Source organism: Micromonospora sp. NPDC005205 (assembly GCF_040608275.1).
Lineage (GTDB): Bacteria > Actinomycetota > Actinomycetes > Mycobacteriales > Micromonosporaceae > Micromonospora.
The window spans coordinates 1-15,261 of record NZ_JBEXHV010000018.1 but is presented as its reverse complement, the minus strand read 5'-3'; the positions used below and the strand labels follow the sequence as shown (position 1 = coordinate 15,261).

At 72.0% G+C, this 15,261-nt stretch carries 17 protein-coding genes; 12 read left to right on the top strand and 5 right to left on the bottom strand.

The genetic code is table 11. The features are described from left to right. Positions 1–12 precede the first annotated feature (12 nt). Positions 13–1,476 (top strand): argininosuccinate lyase, encoded by a 1,464-nt coding sequence (argH, locus tag ABZU43_RS26365; protein ID WP_355009157.1) that lies wholly within the window; start codon positions 13–15, stop codon positions 1,474–1,476. Positions 1,477–1,519: 43 nt separating this feature from the next. Here the strand turns inward: argH and ABZU43_RS26360 are convergent, their stop codons facing one another. From ABZU43_RS26360 to ABZU43_RS26350, 3 genes are all read right to left on the bottom strand, one after another. Then, the gene (locus ABZU43_RS26360; protein ID WP_355009156.1) at positions 1,520–1,873 is read right to left on the bottom strand and encodes an MmcQ/YjbR family DNA-binding protein; all 354 of its coding nucleotides are present in this window, start codon (positions 1,871–1,873) and stop codon (positions 1,520–1,522) included. Between the two features lie 81 nt (positions 1,874–1,954). Further along, complete coding sequence (locus ABZU43_RS26355; protein ID WP_355009155.1) at positions 1,955–2,380, bottom strand: DNA-binding protein; 426 nt, start codon at positions 2,378–2,380, stop codon at positions 1,955–1,957. A gap of 86 nt (positions 2,381–2,466) precedes the next feature. Beyond that, complete coding sequence (locus tag ABZU43_RS26350) at positions 2,467–2,922, bottom strand: hypothetical protein (protein WP_355009154.1); 456 nt, start codon at positions 2,920–2,922, stop codon at positions 2,467–2,469. Between the two features lie 184 nt (positions 2,923–3,106). On the opposite strand from ABZU43_RS26350, the gene ABZU43_RS26345 reads away from it, so the two are divergent. From ABZU43_RS26345 to ABZU43_RS26325, 5 genes are all read left to right on the top strand, one after another. Continuing rightward, positions 3,107–3,748 carry a DNA-3-methyladenine glycosylase gene (locus ABZU43_RS26345; protein ID WP_355009153.1) on the top strand — a complete coding sequence of 214 codons (642 nt, stop codon included), beginning with the start codon at positions 3,107–3,109 and terminating at the stop codon, positions 3,746–3,748. Between the two features lie 86 nt (positions 3,749–3,834). Next, on the top strand, positions 3,835–4,920 hold the full coding sequence (locus ABZU43_RS26340) for an exo-alpha-sialidase (RefSeq protein ID WP_355009152.1): 1,086 nt from the start codon (positions 3,835–3,837) through the stop codon (positions 4,918–4,920). A 2-nt stretch (positions 4,921–4,922) separates the two neighbouring features. Further along, on the top strand, positions 4,923–5,198 hold the full coding sequence (locus tag ABZU43_RS26335) for a ubiquitin-like small modifier protein 1 (RefSeq protein ID WP_355009151.1): 276 nt from the start codon (positions 4,923–4,925) through the stop codon (positions 5,196–5,198). A gap of 163 nt (positions 5,199–5,361) precedes the next feature. Beyond that, on the top strand, positions 5,362–6,504 hold the full coding sequence (locus ABZU43_RS26330; protein ID WP_355009150.1) for an LLM class flavin-dependent oxidoreductase: 1,143 nt from the start codon (positions 5,362–5,364) through the stop codon (positions 6,502–6,504). After that, entirely contained in the window at positions 6,501–7,136 is a 636-nt protein-coding gene (locus ABZU43_RS26325; protein ID WP_355009149.1) for an FMN reductase, read from the top strand. Before ABZU43_RS26330 ends, ABZU43_RS26325 begins: the two co-directional genes overlap by 4 nt. Here the strand turns inward: ABZU43_RS26325 and ABZU43_RS26320 are convergent. Then, positions 7,129–8,001, bottom strand: a complete 873-nt coding sequence (locus ABZU43_RS26320; RefSeq protein ID WP_355009148.1) for a universal stress protein — start codon at positions 7,999–8,001, stop codon at positions 7,129–7,131. The two genes, ABZU43_RS26325 and ABZU43_RS26320, sit on opposite strands and share 8 nt — an antisense overlap. Before the next feature lie 128 nt (positions 8,002–8,129). On the opposite strand from ABZU43_RS26320, the gene ABZU43_RS26315 reads away from it, so the two are divergent. The 5 genes from ABZU43_RS26315 (at position 8,130) to ABZU43_RS26295 (ending at position 12,871) form a co-directional block, all read left to right on the top strand. Then, positions 8,130–8,630, top strand: coding sequence for a helix-turn-helix domain-containing protein (locus tag ABZU43_RS26315; protein WP_355009147.1), 501 nt, complete (start codon positions 8,130–8,132; stop codon positions 8,628–8,630). 52 nt (positions 8,631–8,682) lie between these two features. Further along, positions 8,683–10,158, top strand: coding sequence for a serine hydrolase domain-containing protein (locus ABZU43_RS26310; protein ID WP_355009146.1), 1,476 nt, complete (start codon positions 8,683–8,685; stop codon positions 10,156–10,158). 46 nt (positions 10,159–10,204) lie between these two features. Beyond that, positions 10,205–10,705 (top strand): GNAT family N-acetyltransferase, encoded by a 501-nt coding sequence (locus ABZU43_RS26305; protein ID WP_355009145.1) that lies wholly within the window; start codon positions 10,205–10,207, stop codon positions 10,703–10,705. A 9-nt stretch (positions 10,706–10,714) separates the two neighbouring features. After that, positions 10,715–11,356: a hypothetical protein gene (locus tag ABZU43_RS26300; RefSeq protein WP_355009144.1), complete on the top strand. Its 642-nt coding sequence runs from the start codon at positions 10,715–10,717 to the stop codon at positions 11,354–11,356. A 177-nt stretch (positions 11,357–11,533) separates the two neighbouring features. Then, positions 11,534–12,871, top strand: coding sequence for a hemolysin family protein (locus tag ABZU43_RS26295; RefSeq protein WP_355009143.1), 1,338 nt, complete (start codon positions 11,534–11,536; stop codon positions 12,869–12,871). A gap of 22 nt (positions 12,872–12,893) precedes the next feature. On the opposite strand, the gene ABZU43_RS26290 is transcribed toward ABZU43_RS26295, so the two are convergent. Continuing rightward, the gene (locus tag ABZU43_RS26290; protein WP_355009142.1) at positions 12,894–13,283 is read right to left on the bottom strand and encodes a PaaI family thioesterase; all 390 of its coding nucleotides are present in this window, start codon (positions 13,281–13,283) and stop codon (positions 12,894–12,896) included. Positions 13,284–13,382: 99 nt separating this feature from the next. Between ABZU43_RS26290 and tyrS the strand changes: the two genes are divergently transcribed. Further along, the gene (gene tyrS / locus ABZU43_RS26285; RefSeq protein ID WP_355009238.1) at positions 13,383–14,675 is read left to right on the top strand and encodes a tyrosine--tRNA ligase; all 1,293 of its coding nucleotides are present in this window, start codon (positions 13,383–13,385) and stop codon (positions 14,673–14,675) included. Positions 14,676–15,261 lie beyond the last annotated feature (586 nt).

The window sequence follows — 15,261 nt, the reverse complement described above, 5'->3', positions numbered from 1 at the left end:
ACCAACGCAATGATGGGCGACGTGGACGACAAGAGCCTGACCGAGAACAGCGCCGCCACCAACCGGACGAGCCTCTGGGGCGGCCGGTTCGCGGGCGGCCCCGCCGAGGCGCTCGCCCGACTGTCGGTGAGCGTGCAGTTCGACTGGCGCCTGGCCCCGTACGACATCGCCGGTTCGCGGGCGCACGCCCGGGTCCTGGCCGGCGCCGGCCTGCTCGATCCGGAGGAACTGGGCCGGATGCTGGCCGCGCTGGACGACCTGGAGGCCGCCTGCGCCTCCGGAACGTTCCGCCCCACCATCGACGACGAGGACGTGCACACCGCGCTGGAGCGCGGTCTGCTGGAGCGTCTCGGCAGCCTCGGTGGCAAGCTGCGCGCCGGCCGGTCCCGCAACGACCAGGTCGCCACCGACCTGCGGCTCTACCTGCGCGACCACGCCCGGGGCGTGGCCAGCCGCCTGGTCGAGTTGGCGGAGGCGCTGGTCGAGCAGGCCGAGCGGCACATCGACACCGCCGCGCCGGGCATGACCCACCTCCAGCACGCCCAGCCGGTCACCTTCGGGCACTGGCTGCTCGCCCACGTGCAGCCGCTGCTGCGCGACCTCGAACGGCTGCGCGACTGGGACCACCGGGCGGCGATCAGCCCGCTCGGCGCGGGCGCCCTCGCCGGTTCGGGGCTCCCACTGGACCCGGTGGCGGTGGCCAAGGAGTTGGGCTTCCGTACGTCGTTCGCCAACTCGATGGACGCCGTCGCCGACCGGGACTTCGTGGCCGAGTTCCTCTTCACCACCGCCCTGATCGGGGTGCACCTGTCCCGGCTCGGCGAGGAGGTGGTGCTCTGGACCTCGCACGAGTTCGGCTGGGTGGAGCTGGACGACTCCTTCGCCACCGGCTCGTCGATCATGCCGCAGAAGAAGAACGCGGACATCGCCGAGCTGGCCCGGGGCAAGTCCGGGCGTCTGGTCGGCGGCCTGATGACAGTGCTCACCATGCTCAAGGGCCTGCCGATGACCTACGACCGGGACATGCAGGAGGACAAGGAGCCGGCCTTCGACGCGGTCGACACCCTGGAGCTGCTGCTTCCGGCCCTGGCGGGAATGATCTCCACGATGACGGTCCGGGTGGACCGCCTCGTCGCCGCCGCCCCGGTCGGCTTCTCCCTCGCCACCGAGGTCGCCGACTGGCTGGTCCGACGCAATGTGCCGTTCCGCGACGCGCACGAGATCACCGGCCAGTTGGTGGCGCTCTGCGCTGCTCGGGAGTGCGAGCTCAACGACGTCTCCGACGAGGACCTGGCCACGATCAGCGGGCACCTCGACCCGTCGGTGCGCGACGTGCTCTCGGTCCGTTCGGCTCTCGCGGCCCGGACCACCCCCGGTTCCACCGGCCCCGGCCCGGTCGCCGACCAGCTCGCCGCCGCGGCGGACCGGCTGGCCGGCTGGCGGGAGTGGGCCACCGAGCCTGTCGTTCCGCGCTGAGCCGTGCCGTGGCGTCGGCGCCTGCCGCCGGCGCCGCGGCGGTTCAGGCCGTCGGGCGCTCCCGCCTGGGGAGCTTGGCCACCACCATGTCGTACGACGAGTCGACAGCCTCGGTCAGCTCGTCGTCGTCGATCCCGCCGTTGAGGCGCAGCGTGTTCCACCCGGACCGGCCGATGTAGGCCATCACGCTGGCGTCGTCGGGGTGCCGGTGCAGCCACTCGTCGGCCACCTCCCGGGTCGCCCCGCACTTGATGCCGACTGTCGGCTTGCCGCTGTCGCTGCCGAGGAACGCGAAGATCCGGCTGCCCACCTTCACCACCTCGTCGCCCTCCCACGGCTGGTCCAGCCACGCTCCCGGCTTGGCCAGGCAGTACGCCAGCATCTCCGCGCGCTCCATGGGTGCCTCCTCGTCGTGCGCACAGTCTGCCCGCCCGACTGCTGTCGCACACGCGCCGTGCCGGTCCGACGGGCGCGGTCGTCAGGAGGTCTGCTCGGCCGAGCGGGCGGCGACCCGCTCGTAGCGCTGCCGGGCCGCCTGCGCGCTGCCCAACCCCAGCCCGTACGCGATCGCCTGCCAGGTCAGCCCCCGGTCGCGGGCCAGCGTCAGCAGGCCGGCCTCCAGTGCGTCCAGTTCGGCGCGGACGTGGGGCAACAGGGTCAGCGCGGCGGTCAGGTCGGCGGCGTCGATCGGCTCCTCAGCGGGTTCGCGCTCGGCCCCGCCGGCGGCCAGCGCGGTGACCAGGGCGACCGCCTCCCACGGGTCGAGCACGTACGGGTGGGCCCACCGGCCCCGCCGGGTGTCGGTGCCGGCGTGCCGCTCGCTGATCCGCTGTAACGCCTCGTGGGTGCGGTGGGCGCGGGCTCGGCCCGGGTCCGGCACGGTGAAGATGTCCTCGGTCGTCATACCCCGAGCACATCCTATGAACGCATAATTGTCAACAGATTGTTGAAGCCCGGCGGCACGGGGATGCCGTGCCGCCGGGCGACGCCTCAGCGCACCAGGTTGAACTGGCGCTCGCCGAAGATGGGTGTGCAGTACGGGTCACAGGGGCTCGCGGTCACCACACCGAACGCGACGCCCGCTGCGAACGGACGCTCGACCGGGATCACCGCGACCCGCACCTCCTGGGTGCCCTCCGCGCAGGTGACCCTCCGAACCGTCGTGCCCGCGCGCATCGTCTGGCCGACCGCCTGCGCGACCTTGACCGTCACGTCGAACTCGAGGGCCTTCGAGCAGGTCACGGTGACCGGCACGATCGCCGCCGCGCCGTTCGCCTCGATCTTGCCCGTTGCGCCGACCGCGATCGTGGGCAGCGCCGCGTTGTCAGCCTGCGCCGCGGCCCGCAGCGGGACGCTCGCGCTGGCCGACGGGGTGAAGGCCAGGGTCGCGGCTGCCGCGATCAGGCCGGTGGCGATCAGTGGTAGCCGGATGCTCCGTACGGTCATGGTGAATTCCTCCCGTGATGTCGTCGCCCCGTGCGACGACATCGGGAACACTCCCGAGCCGAGGGTCCGGTTTCACTGTTCGGCCGACTGTCTGGTGTGCGACGTGAGTCTTGTTCGGGCCGCCGCTCAGTGGTCGGCGCGCCCGGCCGGGTGCCGGGGAACCGGGATGGGTACGGTCGGAGTCATGGCCCTGTCGTCCGGTGACCGCAGCACCGACACCGACCTGGCGGCGCTGGCGGACCTGCTCGCCGGTCCGGTGCTGCCGGCGGCGCGGGGGCTGCTGGGCTGCCGGCTGTACGCCGGCGGGGTCACCGTCCGGATCACCGAGGTCGAGGCGTACGCGGGCAGTGGCGGCGATCCCGCCTCGCACGCCCATCGGGGCCGCACCCCGCGCAACGCCGTGATGTTCGGCCCCGCCGGGCACGCCTACGTCTACTTCACCTACGGCATGCACTGGTGCGTGAACGTGGTCACCGGGGTCGAGGGAGAGGCTTCCGCCGTGCTGCTGCGCGCCGGCGCGGTGGTCGACGGGCTGGCCACGGCACGGGAGCGCCGGCCGGCCGTCCGGCGGGAGGTGGATCTGGCCCGCGGGCCCGCCCGGCTCTGCTCTGCGCTCGGCATCGACCGTGAGGCGTACGGGGCGGACCTGCTCGGCGACGGCCCGGTCCGTCTACGGCCGCCGGCCGATCCGGTGCCGCCGGAGACGGTGGTGGCGGGTCCCCGGGTCGGGGTGACCGGCGCGCACGATCTGCCTTGGCGGTTCTGGCTGGACGGCGACCCGACGGTCAGCGCGTACCGCCGGCACGTGCCGCGCGTCCGAAGCTGACCGACCTGCGGCGTGTGGGCGGCGGGGGTTGTCGGAGGGTGTGGCCATAATCACCGGACCTGCTCACCGACGGTTCGGAGGACGTCATGGCGACACTGCTCGCGATCGGCACAGCCAAGGGATTGTTTCTCGCCACCAGCACCGACGAGCGGCGCAGTTGGGAGATCACCGGTCCGCACTTTCCGATGACGGGTGTCTACGCGGTCGCCGTCGACACCCGACGTTCCACCCCGCGGCTGCTCGCCGGCATGACCAGCTCCCACTTCGGCCCCAGCGTCGCCACCAGCGACGACCTCGGCGCTTCCTGGGACGAGCCCGACCAGGCGCCGGTCGCGTTTCCAGCCGACACCGGCGTCTCCCTCGGCCGGGTGTGGCAGTTGACGCCGGCCGGCCCCGACGAGCCGGACGTGGTCTGGGCCGGCACCGAGCCCTCGGCGTTGTTCAGGTCCAGCGACGGTGGCCGCAGCTTCGAGCTGGTCCGTTCCCTCTGGGACCATCCGCACCGCCCGCAGTGGGAGGGCGGCTTCGGTGGTCAGGCCGTGCACACGGTGCTGCCTCACCCGCGTGACCCGGCTCGGCTGCTGGTCGCCATGTCCACCGGTGGGGTCTACCGCTCGGAGGACGCGGGCGCGAGCTGGGCGCCGGGCAACACCGGCATCCGCGCCTACTTCATGCCCGACGAGTGGCCGGAGTTCGGCCAGTGCGTGCACAAGGTCGCCCGGGACGCGGCCAACCCCGAGCGGCTGTACGCGCAGAACCACCACGGCGTCTACCGTTCCGACGACGACGGGCGCACCTGGTCCTCGATCGCCGACGGGCTGCCCAGCGACTTCGGCTTCCCGATGGTGGCCCACCCGGGGCGCGGCGGCACGGTGTGGACCTTCCCGTTGGTGGCCGACGGCGAGCGGTTCCCGACCGACCACCGCTGCCGGGTGTTCCGTTCCGTCGACGCCGGCGGCAAGTGGGAGCCGCTGTCGGTGGGGCTGCCCGAGGGCCCGTTCTATCCGGCGGTGCTGCGCGACGCGATGTGCGCCGACGACGCCAGCCCCGGTGGGGTCTACTTCGGCACCCGCTCCGGCTCGGTCTTCGCCAGCCGCGACGAGGGTGACTCCTGGTCCCTGATCGCGGCGCACCTGCCCGACGTGCTCTGCGTCCGCGCCGCGGAGGTCTGAGCGTGGTCACCGTGCTGCTGCCCGGCCCGCTGCGCGGCGAGGCCGGGGGCGCGAGTCGGCTGACCGTCACCGCCGCCGGGACGCTGCGGGCGATCCTCGACGAGATGGCCGTCGCGCACCCCCGGCTGGGCCGGCGCATCCGCGACGAGCGTGGTGAGCTGCGCCGCTACGTCAACGTCTTCGTCGACGGGGAAGACTGCCGGCACTCCGGTGGCCTGGCCACCCCCGTCAAGGACGGCGCGGAGGTGCAGGTGCTGCCGTCGGTGGCGGGCGGCTGATAGGGCCGACACCGTGGGGAGACCTTCGACCTGATGTCCGCTTACGGAGGTGACCGGCGCCACTGCGAGGCGTACCGCCGACGGAATAGTTGCGTCGTCAAATAAGTTGTGAGCTGCGTCCGGGTACCACGACGGCACCCGGTTGACACGCGAGGAGCTGGTCATGCAGTTCGGAATCTTCACCGTCGGTGACGTCACGGTCGATCCGACCACCGGTCGGGAGCCGACCGAGCGTGAGCGGATCAAGGCGATGGTCGCCATCGCGTTGAAGGCCGAGGAGGTCGGCCTGGATGTCTTCGCCACCGGCGAGCACCACAACCCGCCGTTCGTGCCGTCGTCACCCACCACCATGCTCGGCTACATCGCGGCGCGTACCGAGCGGCTGCTGCTGTCCACCGCCACCACGCTGATCACCACGAACGACCCGGTGAAGATCGCCGAGGACTACGCGATGCTCCAGCACCTCTCCGACGGCCGGGTGGACCTCATGATGGGCCGCGGCAACACCGGCCCGGTCTACCCCTGGTTCGGCAAGGACATCCGCGCCGGCATCCCCCTGGCCATCGAGAACTACGACCTGCTGCACCGGCTGTGGCGCGAGGACGTGGTCGACTGGAAGGGCAAGTACCGCACCCCACTGCAGTCGTTCACCTCGACGCCGCGCCCGCTCGACGGCGTGCCCCCGTTCGTCTGGCACGGCTCGATCCGCAGCCCGGAGATCGCCGAGCAGGCCGCCTACTACGGTGACGGCTTCTTCGCCAACCACATCTTCTGGCCCAAGGAGCACACCCAGCGGATGATCGCGCTCTACCGCCAGCGGTACGCGCACTACGGCCACGGCTCCGCCGACCAGGCCATCGTCGGCCTCGGTGGGCAGGTGTTCATGCGCCGCAACTCGCAGGACGCGGTCCGGGAGTTCCGGCCCTACTTCGACAACGCCCCGGTCTACGGGCACGGGCCGTCGCTGGAGGACTTCACCCGGGAGACCCCGCTGACCGTGGGCAGCCCGCAGCAGGTCATCGACCGCACGCTCGGCTTCCGGGAGTACGTCGGTGACTACCAGCGGCAGCTGTTCCTGATGGACCACGCCGGGTTGCCGCTGAAGACCGTGCTGGAGCAGCTCGACCTGCTCGGCGAGGAGGTCGTGCCGGTGCTGCGCAAGGAGTTCGCCGCGAGACGTCCGGCGCACGTGCCGGCGGCGCCGACGCACGCCTCGCTGGTCGCCGCCGCGGGCGGCGCCAAGGACAGCACAGTGCACGCCGTCGACGACGTGACGGGCAAGGCGCCGGAGGGGGCGACCCGATGACCCACCGCACCCTGGCCGTGATCTCGGCGGGGCTGAGTCAGCCCTCGTCGACCCGGCTGCTCGCCGACCAGCTCGCCGCGGCCACCCGCGACGAGTTGGTCCGGCGCGGCTCCGACGTGCAGCTGCACGTCGTCGACCTGCGCGAGTACGCCCACGACGTGGTGAACAACATGCTCACCGGGTTCGCGCCGGCAGCGCTGCGCGAGGTCGTCGACACGGTGACCGGGGCGGACGGGCTCATCGCCGTCACCCCGATCTTCAGCGCCTCGTACAACGGGCTGTTCAAGTCCTTCTTCGACGTGTTGGATTCCGAGTCGCTCGTCGACCGGCCGGTGCTGATCGGCGCGACCGGCGGCACCGCCCGGCACTCGTTGGCACTGGAGCACGCCGTCCGCCCGATGTTCGCCTACCTTCGGTCGGTGGTCGTCCCGACGGCGGTCTTCGCCGCTCCGGAGGACTGGTCCGACGGCACCGCCGACGGCGCGTTGCGCGCCCGGATCCGGCGCGCCGCCGGGGAGTTGGCCGACCAGATCGAGCGGCGGCCGCCGGCCACCGGGCCGGCCGATCCGTTCGCCCTCACCACCGACTTCCTGCAGATGCTCGGCCGAGGCGACGGAGCGCCGGTCAGCTGACCGGGTGGGCGACCAGCACCGGGCAGTGCGCGTGCTGGATCGCCGCCTGACTGACCGACCCGAGCAACAGACCGGTGAAACCGGCCCGGCCCCGGGTGCCCACGACCAGCAGCGCCGCCGTGCCGCTGGCCTCGATGAGCCCCTGGGCCGCGCCGGCCGCCCGGACCGGATGCTCGCGCACCACCAGGTCGGGGTGGTCGGCGCGCACCACGGCGGAAGCGTCGGCCAGGAGTCGCACCACGTCGGCCTGGTACGCGGCCTGCGACTCCTCGATCTCCTCCGGCACCGTCCGGGCCCCGTCCGCAGGACCGACGTGCACCAGCACCAGCGGCACGTCCCGCAGCGCCGCCTCCTCGGCGCCCAGGCCCACGGCGAGCCGGGACGACTCGGACCCGTCGACGCCGACCAGCACCGGGCCGTCCACCGGGATCGGCTGCTCGTCCGGGCGGACCACCAGCACCGGGCAGTGGGCGTGCGCGGCCACCTGCGCGCCGACCGAGCCGAGCAGCAGCCCGGTGAACCCGCCCAGACCACGGCTGCCCACCACGACCAGCTCCGCCCGGCGGGACTCCTCGATCATGGTGGCTCCCGGGCCCCCGAGGATCTGACGCACCTCGGCGGCGAGGCCGGGCCACCGGTCGGTCAGCTCGGCCGCCGTGCGCTCCAGCATCTGCTGCGCCTCCGCGGAGGGCGGGGGCACCCCGATGTCGTACGGGTTGAGCGGCACGCCGTAGCCGGACGGATGCAGGTACCCGTGTACCAGGAGCAGCGGTCGAGACCGGAGCACGGCGGCCCGCGCCGCGTGTTCGGCGGCGACGAGGCTGGACGGCGATCCGTCCACGCCCACCACGACAGGTCGGTTCATCGGCGCTCCCTGGGTCGGTCAGCTCATTGTCGACCGCTCGGCCGCACCGCAAGGTCCGGACGCGCCGGTTCCGGACTCGCGGCGGTCCGACACTTGCACGTAATTACGTATGTTCGTAGTATCGACGCATGGACACCGTGGAAGATCGGCTCGCCGCGCTGGAGGCACAGGTTGCCGCGTTGAGCGAGCGGCCCGCCGCCGCGCCGCCACCACCCGCGCCGGAGGGCACCTTCTGGGCACTCGACGGCCTCAAGCAGCGCCTGCCACCCGACGGGTCGGGCGCGGTGCTCTACACCGGCACCGTTCGCGTCGCCGGCCAGCACTACGACTGGCAGTACGGCCGCACCGTCGACGACCTGCTCGCCGCCGACTGGACGGACCTGCCCAGCACCCTCTCCGCGTTGGCCCACCCGGTGCGGCTGCGGCTCCTGCGGGAGATCCTCGGCGGCCGGCAGAGCACCAGCGAGCTGGCCGAGATCGAGGAGTTGGGCACCACCGGCCAACTGCATCACCACCTGCGCCAGATCACCGCCGCCGGTTGGCTGCGCAGCGCCGGCCGAGGCCGGTACGCGGTCCCCGCCGAACGCGTGGTGCCGTTGCTGGCCATCCTCACCGCCGCCGGCCGCTGACCAGACGCGGCCCGGCCGCCCATCCGACGACCCCATGGATGGAGGAACCACAATGCGCCGGACGACAGTCACCGTCCTCGCCGTCGCGCTGATCGCCGGCCTGGTCGGGGTGGCGTTGATGCCCCGGGTGCCCCGACTCGGCGGGCAGAGCACCGGCGACCGCGACCTGGCCGCCGCCGCCCGTTCGGTTACGCCCGACCAGTCAGGGCTGCGCGGGCTCGCCGTCGCCCTGGTCGAGAACGGCCGGATCCGCACCGCCGGACTGGGTGACCGGGACCTCACCGGTCGACCCGTGGAGCCGGGCACCCCGTTCGAGATCGGCTCGGTCACCAAGGCGTTGACCGGCATGCTCCTCGCCGACCAGGTCGCCGCCGGTGTCGTCGGCCCGGACGACCGGCTCGGCGCCACCTGGCCCGAGATCACCGGCCCCGCCCGCGACGTCACGCTCGCCGAACTCGCCAGCCACCGCGCCGGCCTGCCCCGGCTGGCCCCCGGCTCCCCCCTGGGGTGGGCACGCATCCTCTGGTCCAACGTCTCCGGCGCAAACCCCTACGCCGGGCAGGGCGTCGACGCCGTTCGCAGCGCCACCGACCGGGTCGACACCGACGACGACGAGCGCGGCGAGGTCCACTACTCCAACCTCGGGCCGTCCGTGCTCGGCCACGCGCTCGCCGCGAAGGCCGGCGTCGCGTACCCCGAGTTGCTGCACGACCGGCTGCTACGGCCGCTCGACATGACGGCCACCACTGTCGCCACCCGCGTCGACGACCTGCCGGCCGATCGCGCCGAGGGCAGCCGGGCCGGCGGCCGGCCGCTCGACCCGTGGGCAGGAGCCGGCTACGCCCCGGCCGGCGCCGGCCCCTGGTCGACGGCCGAGGATCTGGGCAGGTTGCTCGCCGCGACTCTCGTCGGCACCGCACCCGGTGCCGACGCCGCCACCGCCCGTTTCCGCGAGGACGACGACACCCGCATCGGGTACGGCTGGTTCACCACCCGGCACGGCGACCGCGAGATCGTCTGGCACAACGGCGCTACCGGCGGTTTCCGGTCCTACGTCGGCCTCGAACGGGCGACCGGGCGGGCGGTGGTGGTGCTCGGCAACACGGACAAGGGCGTCGAGCCGATCGGGCTGCGGCTGCTCGGGGTGCCACCGAAGGAGGCCGACTCGGCGACGTCGATGGTGCTGCCGTGGATCGGCGCCGGCCTCGCGGTTGCCTTCACCTTCCTCGGCGGCCTCTCCCTTCTCGGCACCGCCCGCCGTCGCCAACTGGACCAGGTGACGTTGCTGGCTGCGGCGGTCTGGGCGTTCGCCTACCTCGGCCTGGGGCACCGAATGGGGGACTGGTCGATGGTGCCGGCCTGGCTGTGGCCGCTCGGCGCCGGCCTGTCGGCGGCGGGGGTGGCCCTGGCGGCGACCCGGTGGCGCGCCCTGCCGGTGGTCGACGCGCGGGTGCCGTGGCGTCGACTGCTGTCGGTGGCGAGTTCCCTGGGCGCCGCCGTGCTGGCGGTCGTGGCCGTCGTCGGCTGACTCCACGCCTCGGCGTGTCGTCACCGCCGTTACGTACCCTCGGCCGATGACCTCCGATCTGCTGCTGCGCCCGGTCCGTGAGGACGACCTCGTCGAGTTCTTCCTGCACCAGCAGGACCCGGAGGCCAACCGGATGGCCGCGTTCGGCCCGAAGGACCCGTCCGACCGTCGGGAGTTCGCCGCACACTGGGCCCGGGTGCTCACCAACCCGCAGAACCTGGTCCGCACCGCCGAGGTCGACGGCGAGGTGGTCGGCTACGTGACGGCCTTCCCCGTCGGCGACCAGACCGAGGTCAGCTACTGGATCGACCCGGCACGTTGGGGTCGGGGCCACGCCACGTCGGCCCTGGCCGCCCTGCTGCGCGAGCTGCCCCGGCCGGTGCACGCCCGCGCCGCCAAGGACAACGCCGCCTCCCTCGCGGTGCTCCGCAAGTGCGGGTTCGTGGTGATCGGTGAAGACTCGGGGTACGCCAACGGCCGCGGCGAAGACGTCGAGGAGTGGCTGTTGGAGCTGCCCGCCGACGCCTCTGACCTGGGCGGGCACTAGTCTCGCGGCGTGAACTGGTTGGATCTCGTCGGCTGGGCCGGCTCCGCGGTGCTGGTCTGGTCGCTGCTGCAGTCGCGCATCCTGCGGCTCCGGGCGCTCAACCTCGTCGGCTGCTTCGTGCTGATCGGCTACAACGCCGCGATCGAGGTCTGGCCCGGCGTCGGGCTCAACGTCGTGCTCGCGGTGATCAACATCTGGTACCTGCGCGGGATGCTCGCCACCCGGCACGACGAGAAGACCTACCAGGTGGTGGAGGTCGGCGTCGGCGACCAGTTCCTCGCGCACACGCTGCGGGTGCACGCCGCCGACATCACCCGGTTCAACCCCGGCTTCCACTGGGACCCGGACGCGTCGGGGCGCTCGGCGTTCCTGGTGGTCACCGCTGACGAGGTGGTCGGCGTGGTGCTGTCGCACGCCGAGGCGCCCGGTGTCGCCCAGATCGACCTGGACTACGTGACCCCGAAATTCCGGGACTTCACCCCGGGCGAGTTCGTCTACCGGCGCAGCCACCTGTTCACCGAACGGGGCTTCCACCGGGTGGTCAGCCCGCCCCGGATGGTGGCCCCCTACTACCACCGGCTCGGCTTCCGCCCGGACGGCGACTCGTACGTCCTCGACCTGCCGGCGTCGCCAACTCCCCAGTCGGCCTGACCCACCGATGCCCCAGTCGGCGTAGCGTCACCGTCGTCCGGTTCGGCGTAGCCTCGCCGGAGCAGGATTCGGCCGGCGCCGGACGGGGCAAAGACACGCCTACGCCGGGCGGGCTCGCCGACCGGCGGGTGCCGCGCGGAGCAGCCGGTGCCACCACCACGAGGGAGCGAACCGGGCGTGCAGAGCTACGGGAGCCAACTGGCCCTGGTCGGAGTCCTGGTCGTGATCAACGCGCTCTTCGCGGGCAGCGAGATGGCGTTGGTGTCGCTGCGAGACAGCCAGATCCAGCGGCTGGAGCGCACCAGCCGGGCCGGACGGGTGCTGGCCCGGCTCGCCAAGGACCCGAACCGCTTCCTGGCCACCATCCAGATCGGCATCACCCTCGCCGGCTTCCTGGCCTCCGCCGCCGCGGCGGTCTCGCTGGCGAAACCCCTGGTGCCGCTGCTCGGGGCCTTCGGCAGCGCCGCCGAGACGGTGGCGATCGTGGCGGTCACCCTCGCGCTGACCTTCGTCACCCTGGTCTTCGGCGAGCTGGCGCCCAAGCGGATCGCCATGCAGTCCGCCGAGCGGTGGGCGCTGCTGGTGGCCCGCCCGCTCGACCTGCTCGCCAGCCTCACCCGGCCGGCCGTCTGGGCCCTCGGCGCCACCAGCGACGTGGTGGTCCGCCTGGTCGGGCTCAACCCCAAACACGAGCCGGAGGAGATCGGCCCGGACGAGCTGCGCGACATCGTCGCCGGCAACCACGGCTTCACCAAGGAGCAGCGCACCATCATCGCGGGTGCCGTGGAGATCGCCGACCGGCGGTTGCGGGCTGTCCTCGTACCCCGGTTGCAGGTCTTCACGCTCGACAGCGGGACCACGGCGGAGGCCGCGCGGCTCGTGCTGGCCGCCACCGGGCACTCCCGGGCTCCGGTCGTGCGCCACGGCGGCCTGGACGACACGGCCGGGGTGATTCACCTGCGTGACCTGGTGGGTGTGCCCGACGACCGCCCGGTCGACGAGATCGCCCGACCGCCGATGCTGCTGCCCGACTCGCTGCCGGTGGTGGAGGCGCTGCGCCAGTTCAAGGCCGAGCGTCAGCACATCGCGCTCGTCGTGGACGAGCGCGGCGCCGTCGACGGCATCGTGACGCTGGAGGACATCCTGGAGGAGATCGTCGGTGAGATCTACGACGAGACCGACCGGGACGTGCGCTCGGTGCGGCGTGAACCCGACGGTGCGCTGGTGCTGCCCGGCACCTTCCCGGTGCACGACCTGCCGGACATCGGCGTGGAGCTGCCGTCGCGCCCGGCCGGTGACTACACGACAGTCGCCGGGCTGGTGCTGGCCCGGCTCGGGCACATCCCCACCGTCGCCGGGGAGGACGTCACGCTCGACGGTTGGGTGCTGATGGTGGCCGGCATCGACCACCGGGCGATCACCGAGGTACGGCTCAGCCGTGTACCCGATGAAACCGACGGCGACGGCGACACCGACCAGCCCGCGGAGCCGGTGCTGGACGAGGCCCGCAGTTGACCGGTGCGGCGAACGCCGTCGCTCAGGCGGGCGAGAGGTTCTGCAGCCGGACCTGACCACGGGCGACCAGCTGCTCGTCGGCGTCGGTGATCTCCACCTGCCAGAGCTGCTGGCTGCGGCCCCGGTGCACCGGGGTGCCGATCGCCCTCAGCTCGCCCTCCCGGACGGCCCGCAGGAAGTCGGTCTGGTTCGACACCCCGACCACAGTGCCCCGGTCGGCCAGCCAGAGGGCGCCACCCACGCTGGCCGCGGTCTCCACGACCGAGCAGTACACCCCGCCGTGCTGGATGCCGAACGGCTGGTGCAGCTGCGGGCCGACCTGCCAGCTGATGACCACCCGGTCGGCGCTGGCCTCCTCGAACTTGAGGCCGAGCAGGGCGACGAAGCCGCCCGTCAGGTCCGGAATCTCCATGGCAAGGCCCTCCTCGATCAACTGGCGCAAGCCTAGCCGGGGCGGGTTGGGCCAAACCCGGTATGGGTTGGTGCCGGCGATGGGGGAGAATCGGTGACCGTGACCGACAGCAGCCCTCCGCCGTCCGGGCGGGACTCCCTGACCGATGACCTGCTCTGGCGTGGCCTGATACAGGACTCGACCGGCCTCGACGAGCTGCGCGAGCTGCTCGACGGTGGGAAGTCCGCCACGTACTACGTGGGCTTCGACCCCACCGCGGCGAGCCTGCACGTCGGCAACCTCATGCAGGTCCTCATGGCCCGCCGGCTGCAACTCGCCGGCCATCGCCCGTTGCTGCTGGTCGGCGGCGCTACGGGGCAGATCGGTGACCCGAAGGAGAGCGCCGAGCGGGCGCTCAACCCGACCGAGGTGATCGCCGGCTGGGTCGAGCGGATCCGCGACCAGCTCGCGCCCTTCGTGTCGTACTCCGGCGAGAACGCGGCGCAGTTGGTCAACAACCTGGACTGGACCGGCGAGATGTCGATCGTCGAGTTCCTCCGCGACGTGGGCAAACACTTCCCGGTGAACAAGATGCTCGCGCGAGAGGTGGTGCGGGCCCGGCTGGAGACCGGCATCAGCTACACCGAGTTCAGCTACCAACTGCTCCAGGCCAACGACTTCTTCGAGCTGCACCGCCGGCACGGCTGTCAGCTCCAGTTCGGTGGCTCCGACCAGTGGGGCAACATCACCGCCGGCGTCGACTACGTACGCCGACGGGGCGCGGGGCCGGTGCAGGCCTTCACCACGCCGCTCGTCACCAAGTCCGACGGTACGAAGTTCGGTAAGAGCGAGGGCGGTGCTGTCTGGCTCGACCCGACGATGACCAGCCCGTACTCCTTCTACCAGTTCTGGCTCAACGTCGAGGACCAGGAGGTCGACCGCTACCTGCGGTACTTCAGCTTCCGCACCCGCGACGAGCTGGAAGAGCTGGCCAAGGCGACAGCCGAGCGGCCGGCGGCCCGCCTGGCGCAGCGGGCGCTCGCCGAGGAGCTGACCACACTGGTGCACGGTGCCGACGAGACCCGACAGGCGATCGCCGCCAGCCAGGCGCTCTTCGGCCGCGGATCGTTGGACGAGCTGTCGCCGGAGACCCTGCGCGCGGCCCTCGCCGAGGCGGGCCTCGTACGCCTCACCGGCGAATTGCCGGATGTGGCGGGTCTACTGCGGGACTCCGGTCTGGTGAGTGGCCTCAAGGAGGCTCGGCGGGTGATCGCCGAGGGCGGCGCCTACGTCAACAACAACCGGGTGACCGCTGTGGACGCCGGGGTGTCGCCGACCGACCTGCTGCATGGGCGATACCTGGTGCTGCGCCGGGGGAAGCGTTCGTTCGCGGGCGTTGAGCTGGGCGAATAGCCACCTGTCGACGATGTGACGGGGGACGCGTCCGGCGGATTTGACGATCATCCCGCCGGACGCGTAACTTTCTCTCTGCCAGCGCGGAACGGACGAAACAGGCGAAAGCCTGAAGCGGCCGGAGCGCAGGCCAACGGCCTGGGGGTCGGGTGGGCACGCCCACCGGAGCCCCAACCGGGAGGTGCCGCCAGAAACGCCGCGAGGCGGATTTGGCGCTGCGAAACCGACCGGGTATGGTTACGAACCGGCAGGGCACCGGGCGGGTCGCGGGAAATCGCGACGGCCGGCCTGCCGAATCCATGACGAGAGCGGCGCAAGCCGGTTGCGACATGGTGCCCGCTTTATCGGGTTGAAGCATGACGAACCGTGAAATATCGGTTTGACAGGGCGGAAACGAGCGGGTAACGTAGTAAAAGTGCCTGGCGCTGAAAGCGCGGGGCGCGGAGTGTGGAAAAGCCCCGTGATGGGTGCCGCTGAGTGTGGTGCTTTGATCGGTGTGTGGTTGTTCTTTGAGAACTCAACAGGGTGCTTGTAAAGCCAGTGCCAATTATGATTTATACCCCGGACTGGTCAGTTTTTGCTGGCT

Coding starts and splice junctions, on each gene's coding strand:
- argH (WP_355009157.1), top strand. CDS start 13: ATGGGCGACGTGGACGACAAGAGCCTGACCGAGAACAGCGCCGCCACC.
- ABZU43_RS26360 (WP_355009156.1), bottom strand. CDS start 1,873: ATGGAGCGCGCGGAGATGCTGGCGTACTGCCTGGCCAAGCCGGGAGCG.
- ABZU43_RS26355 (WP_355009155.1), bottom strand. CDS start 2,380: ATGACGACCGAGGACATCTTCACCGTGCCGGACCCGGGCCGAGCCCGC.
- ABZU43_RS26350 (WP_355009154.1), bottom strand. CDS start 2,922: ATGACCGTACGGAGCATCCGGCTACCACTGATCGCCACCGGCCTGATC.
- ABZU43_RS26345 (WP_355009153.1), top strand. CDS start 3,107: ATGGCCCTGTCGTCCGGTGACCGCAGCACCGACACCGACCTGGCGGCG.
- ABZU43_RS26340 (WP_355009152.1), top strand. CDS start 3,835: ATGGCGACACTGCTCGCGATCGGCACAGCCAAGGGATTGTTTCTCGCC.
- ABZU43_RS26330 (WP_355009150.1), top strand. CDS start 5,362: ATGCAGTTCGGAATCTTCACCGTCGGTGACGTCACGGTCGATCCGACC.
- ABZU43_RS26325 (WP_355009149.1), top strand. CDS start 6,501: ATGACCCACCGCACCCTGGCCGTGATCTCGGCGGGGCTGAGTCAGCCC.
- ABZU43_RS26320 (WP_355009148.1), bottom strand. CDS start 8,001: ATGAACCGACCTGTCGTGGTGGGCGTGGACGGATCGCCGTCCAGCCTC.
- ABZU43_RS26315 (WP_355009147.1), top strand. CDS start 8,130: ATGGACACCGTGGAAGATCGGCTCGCCGCGCTGGAGGCACAGGTTGCC.
- ABZU43_RS26310 (WP_355009146.1), top strand. CDS start 8,683: ATGCGCCGGACGACAGTCACCGTCCTCGCCGTCGCGCTGATCGCCGGC.
- ABZU43_RS26305 (WP_355009145.1), top strand. CDS start 10,205: ATGACCTCCGATCTGCTGCTGCGCCCGGTCCGTGAGGACGACCTCGTC.
- ABZU43_RS26290 (WP_355009142.1), bottom strand. CDS start 13,283: ATGGAGATTCCGGACCTGACGGGCGGCTTCGTCGCCCTGCTCGGCCTC.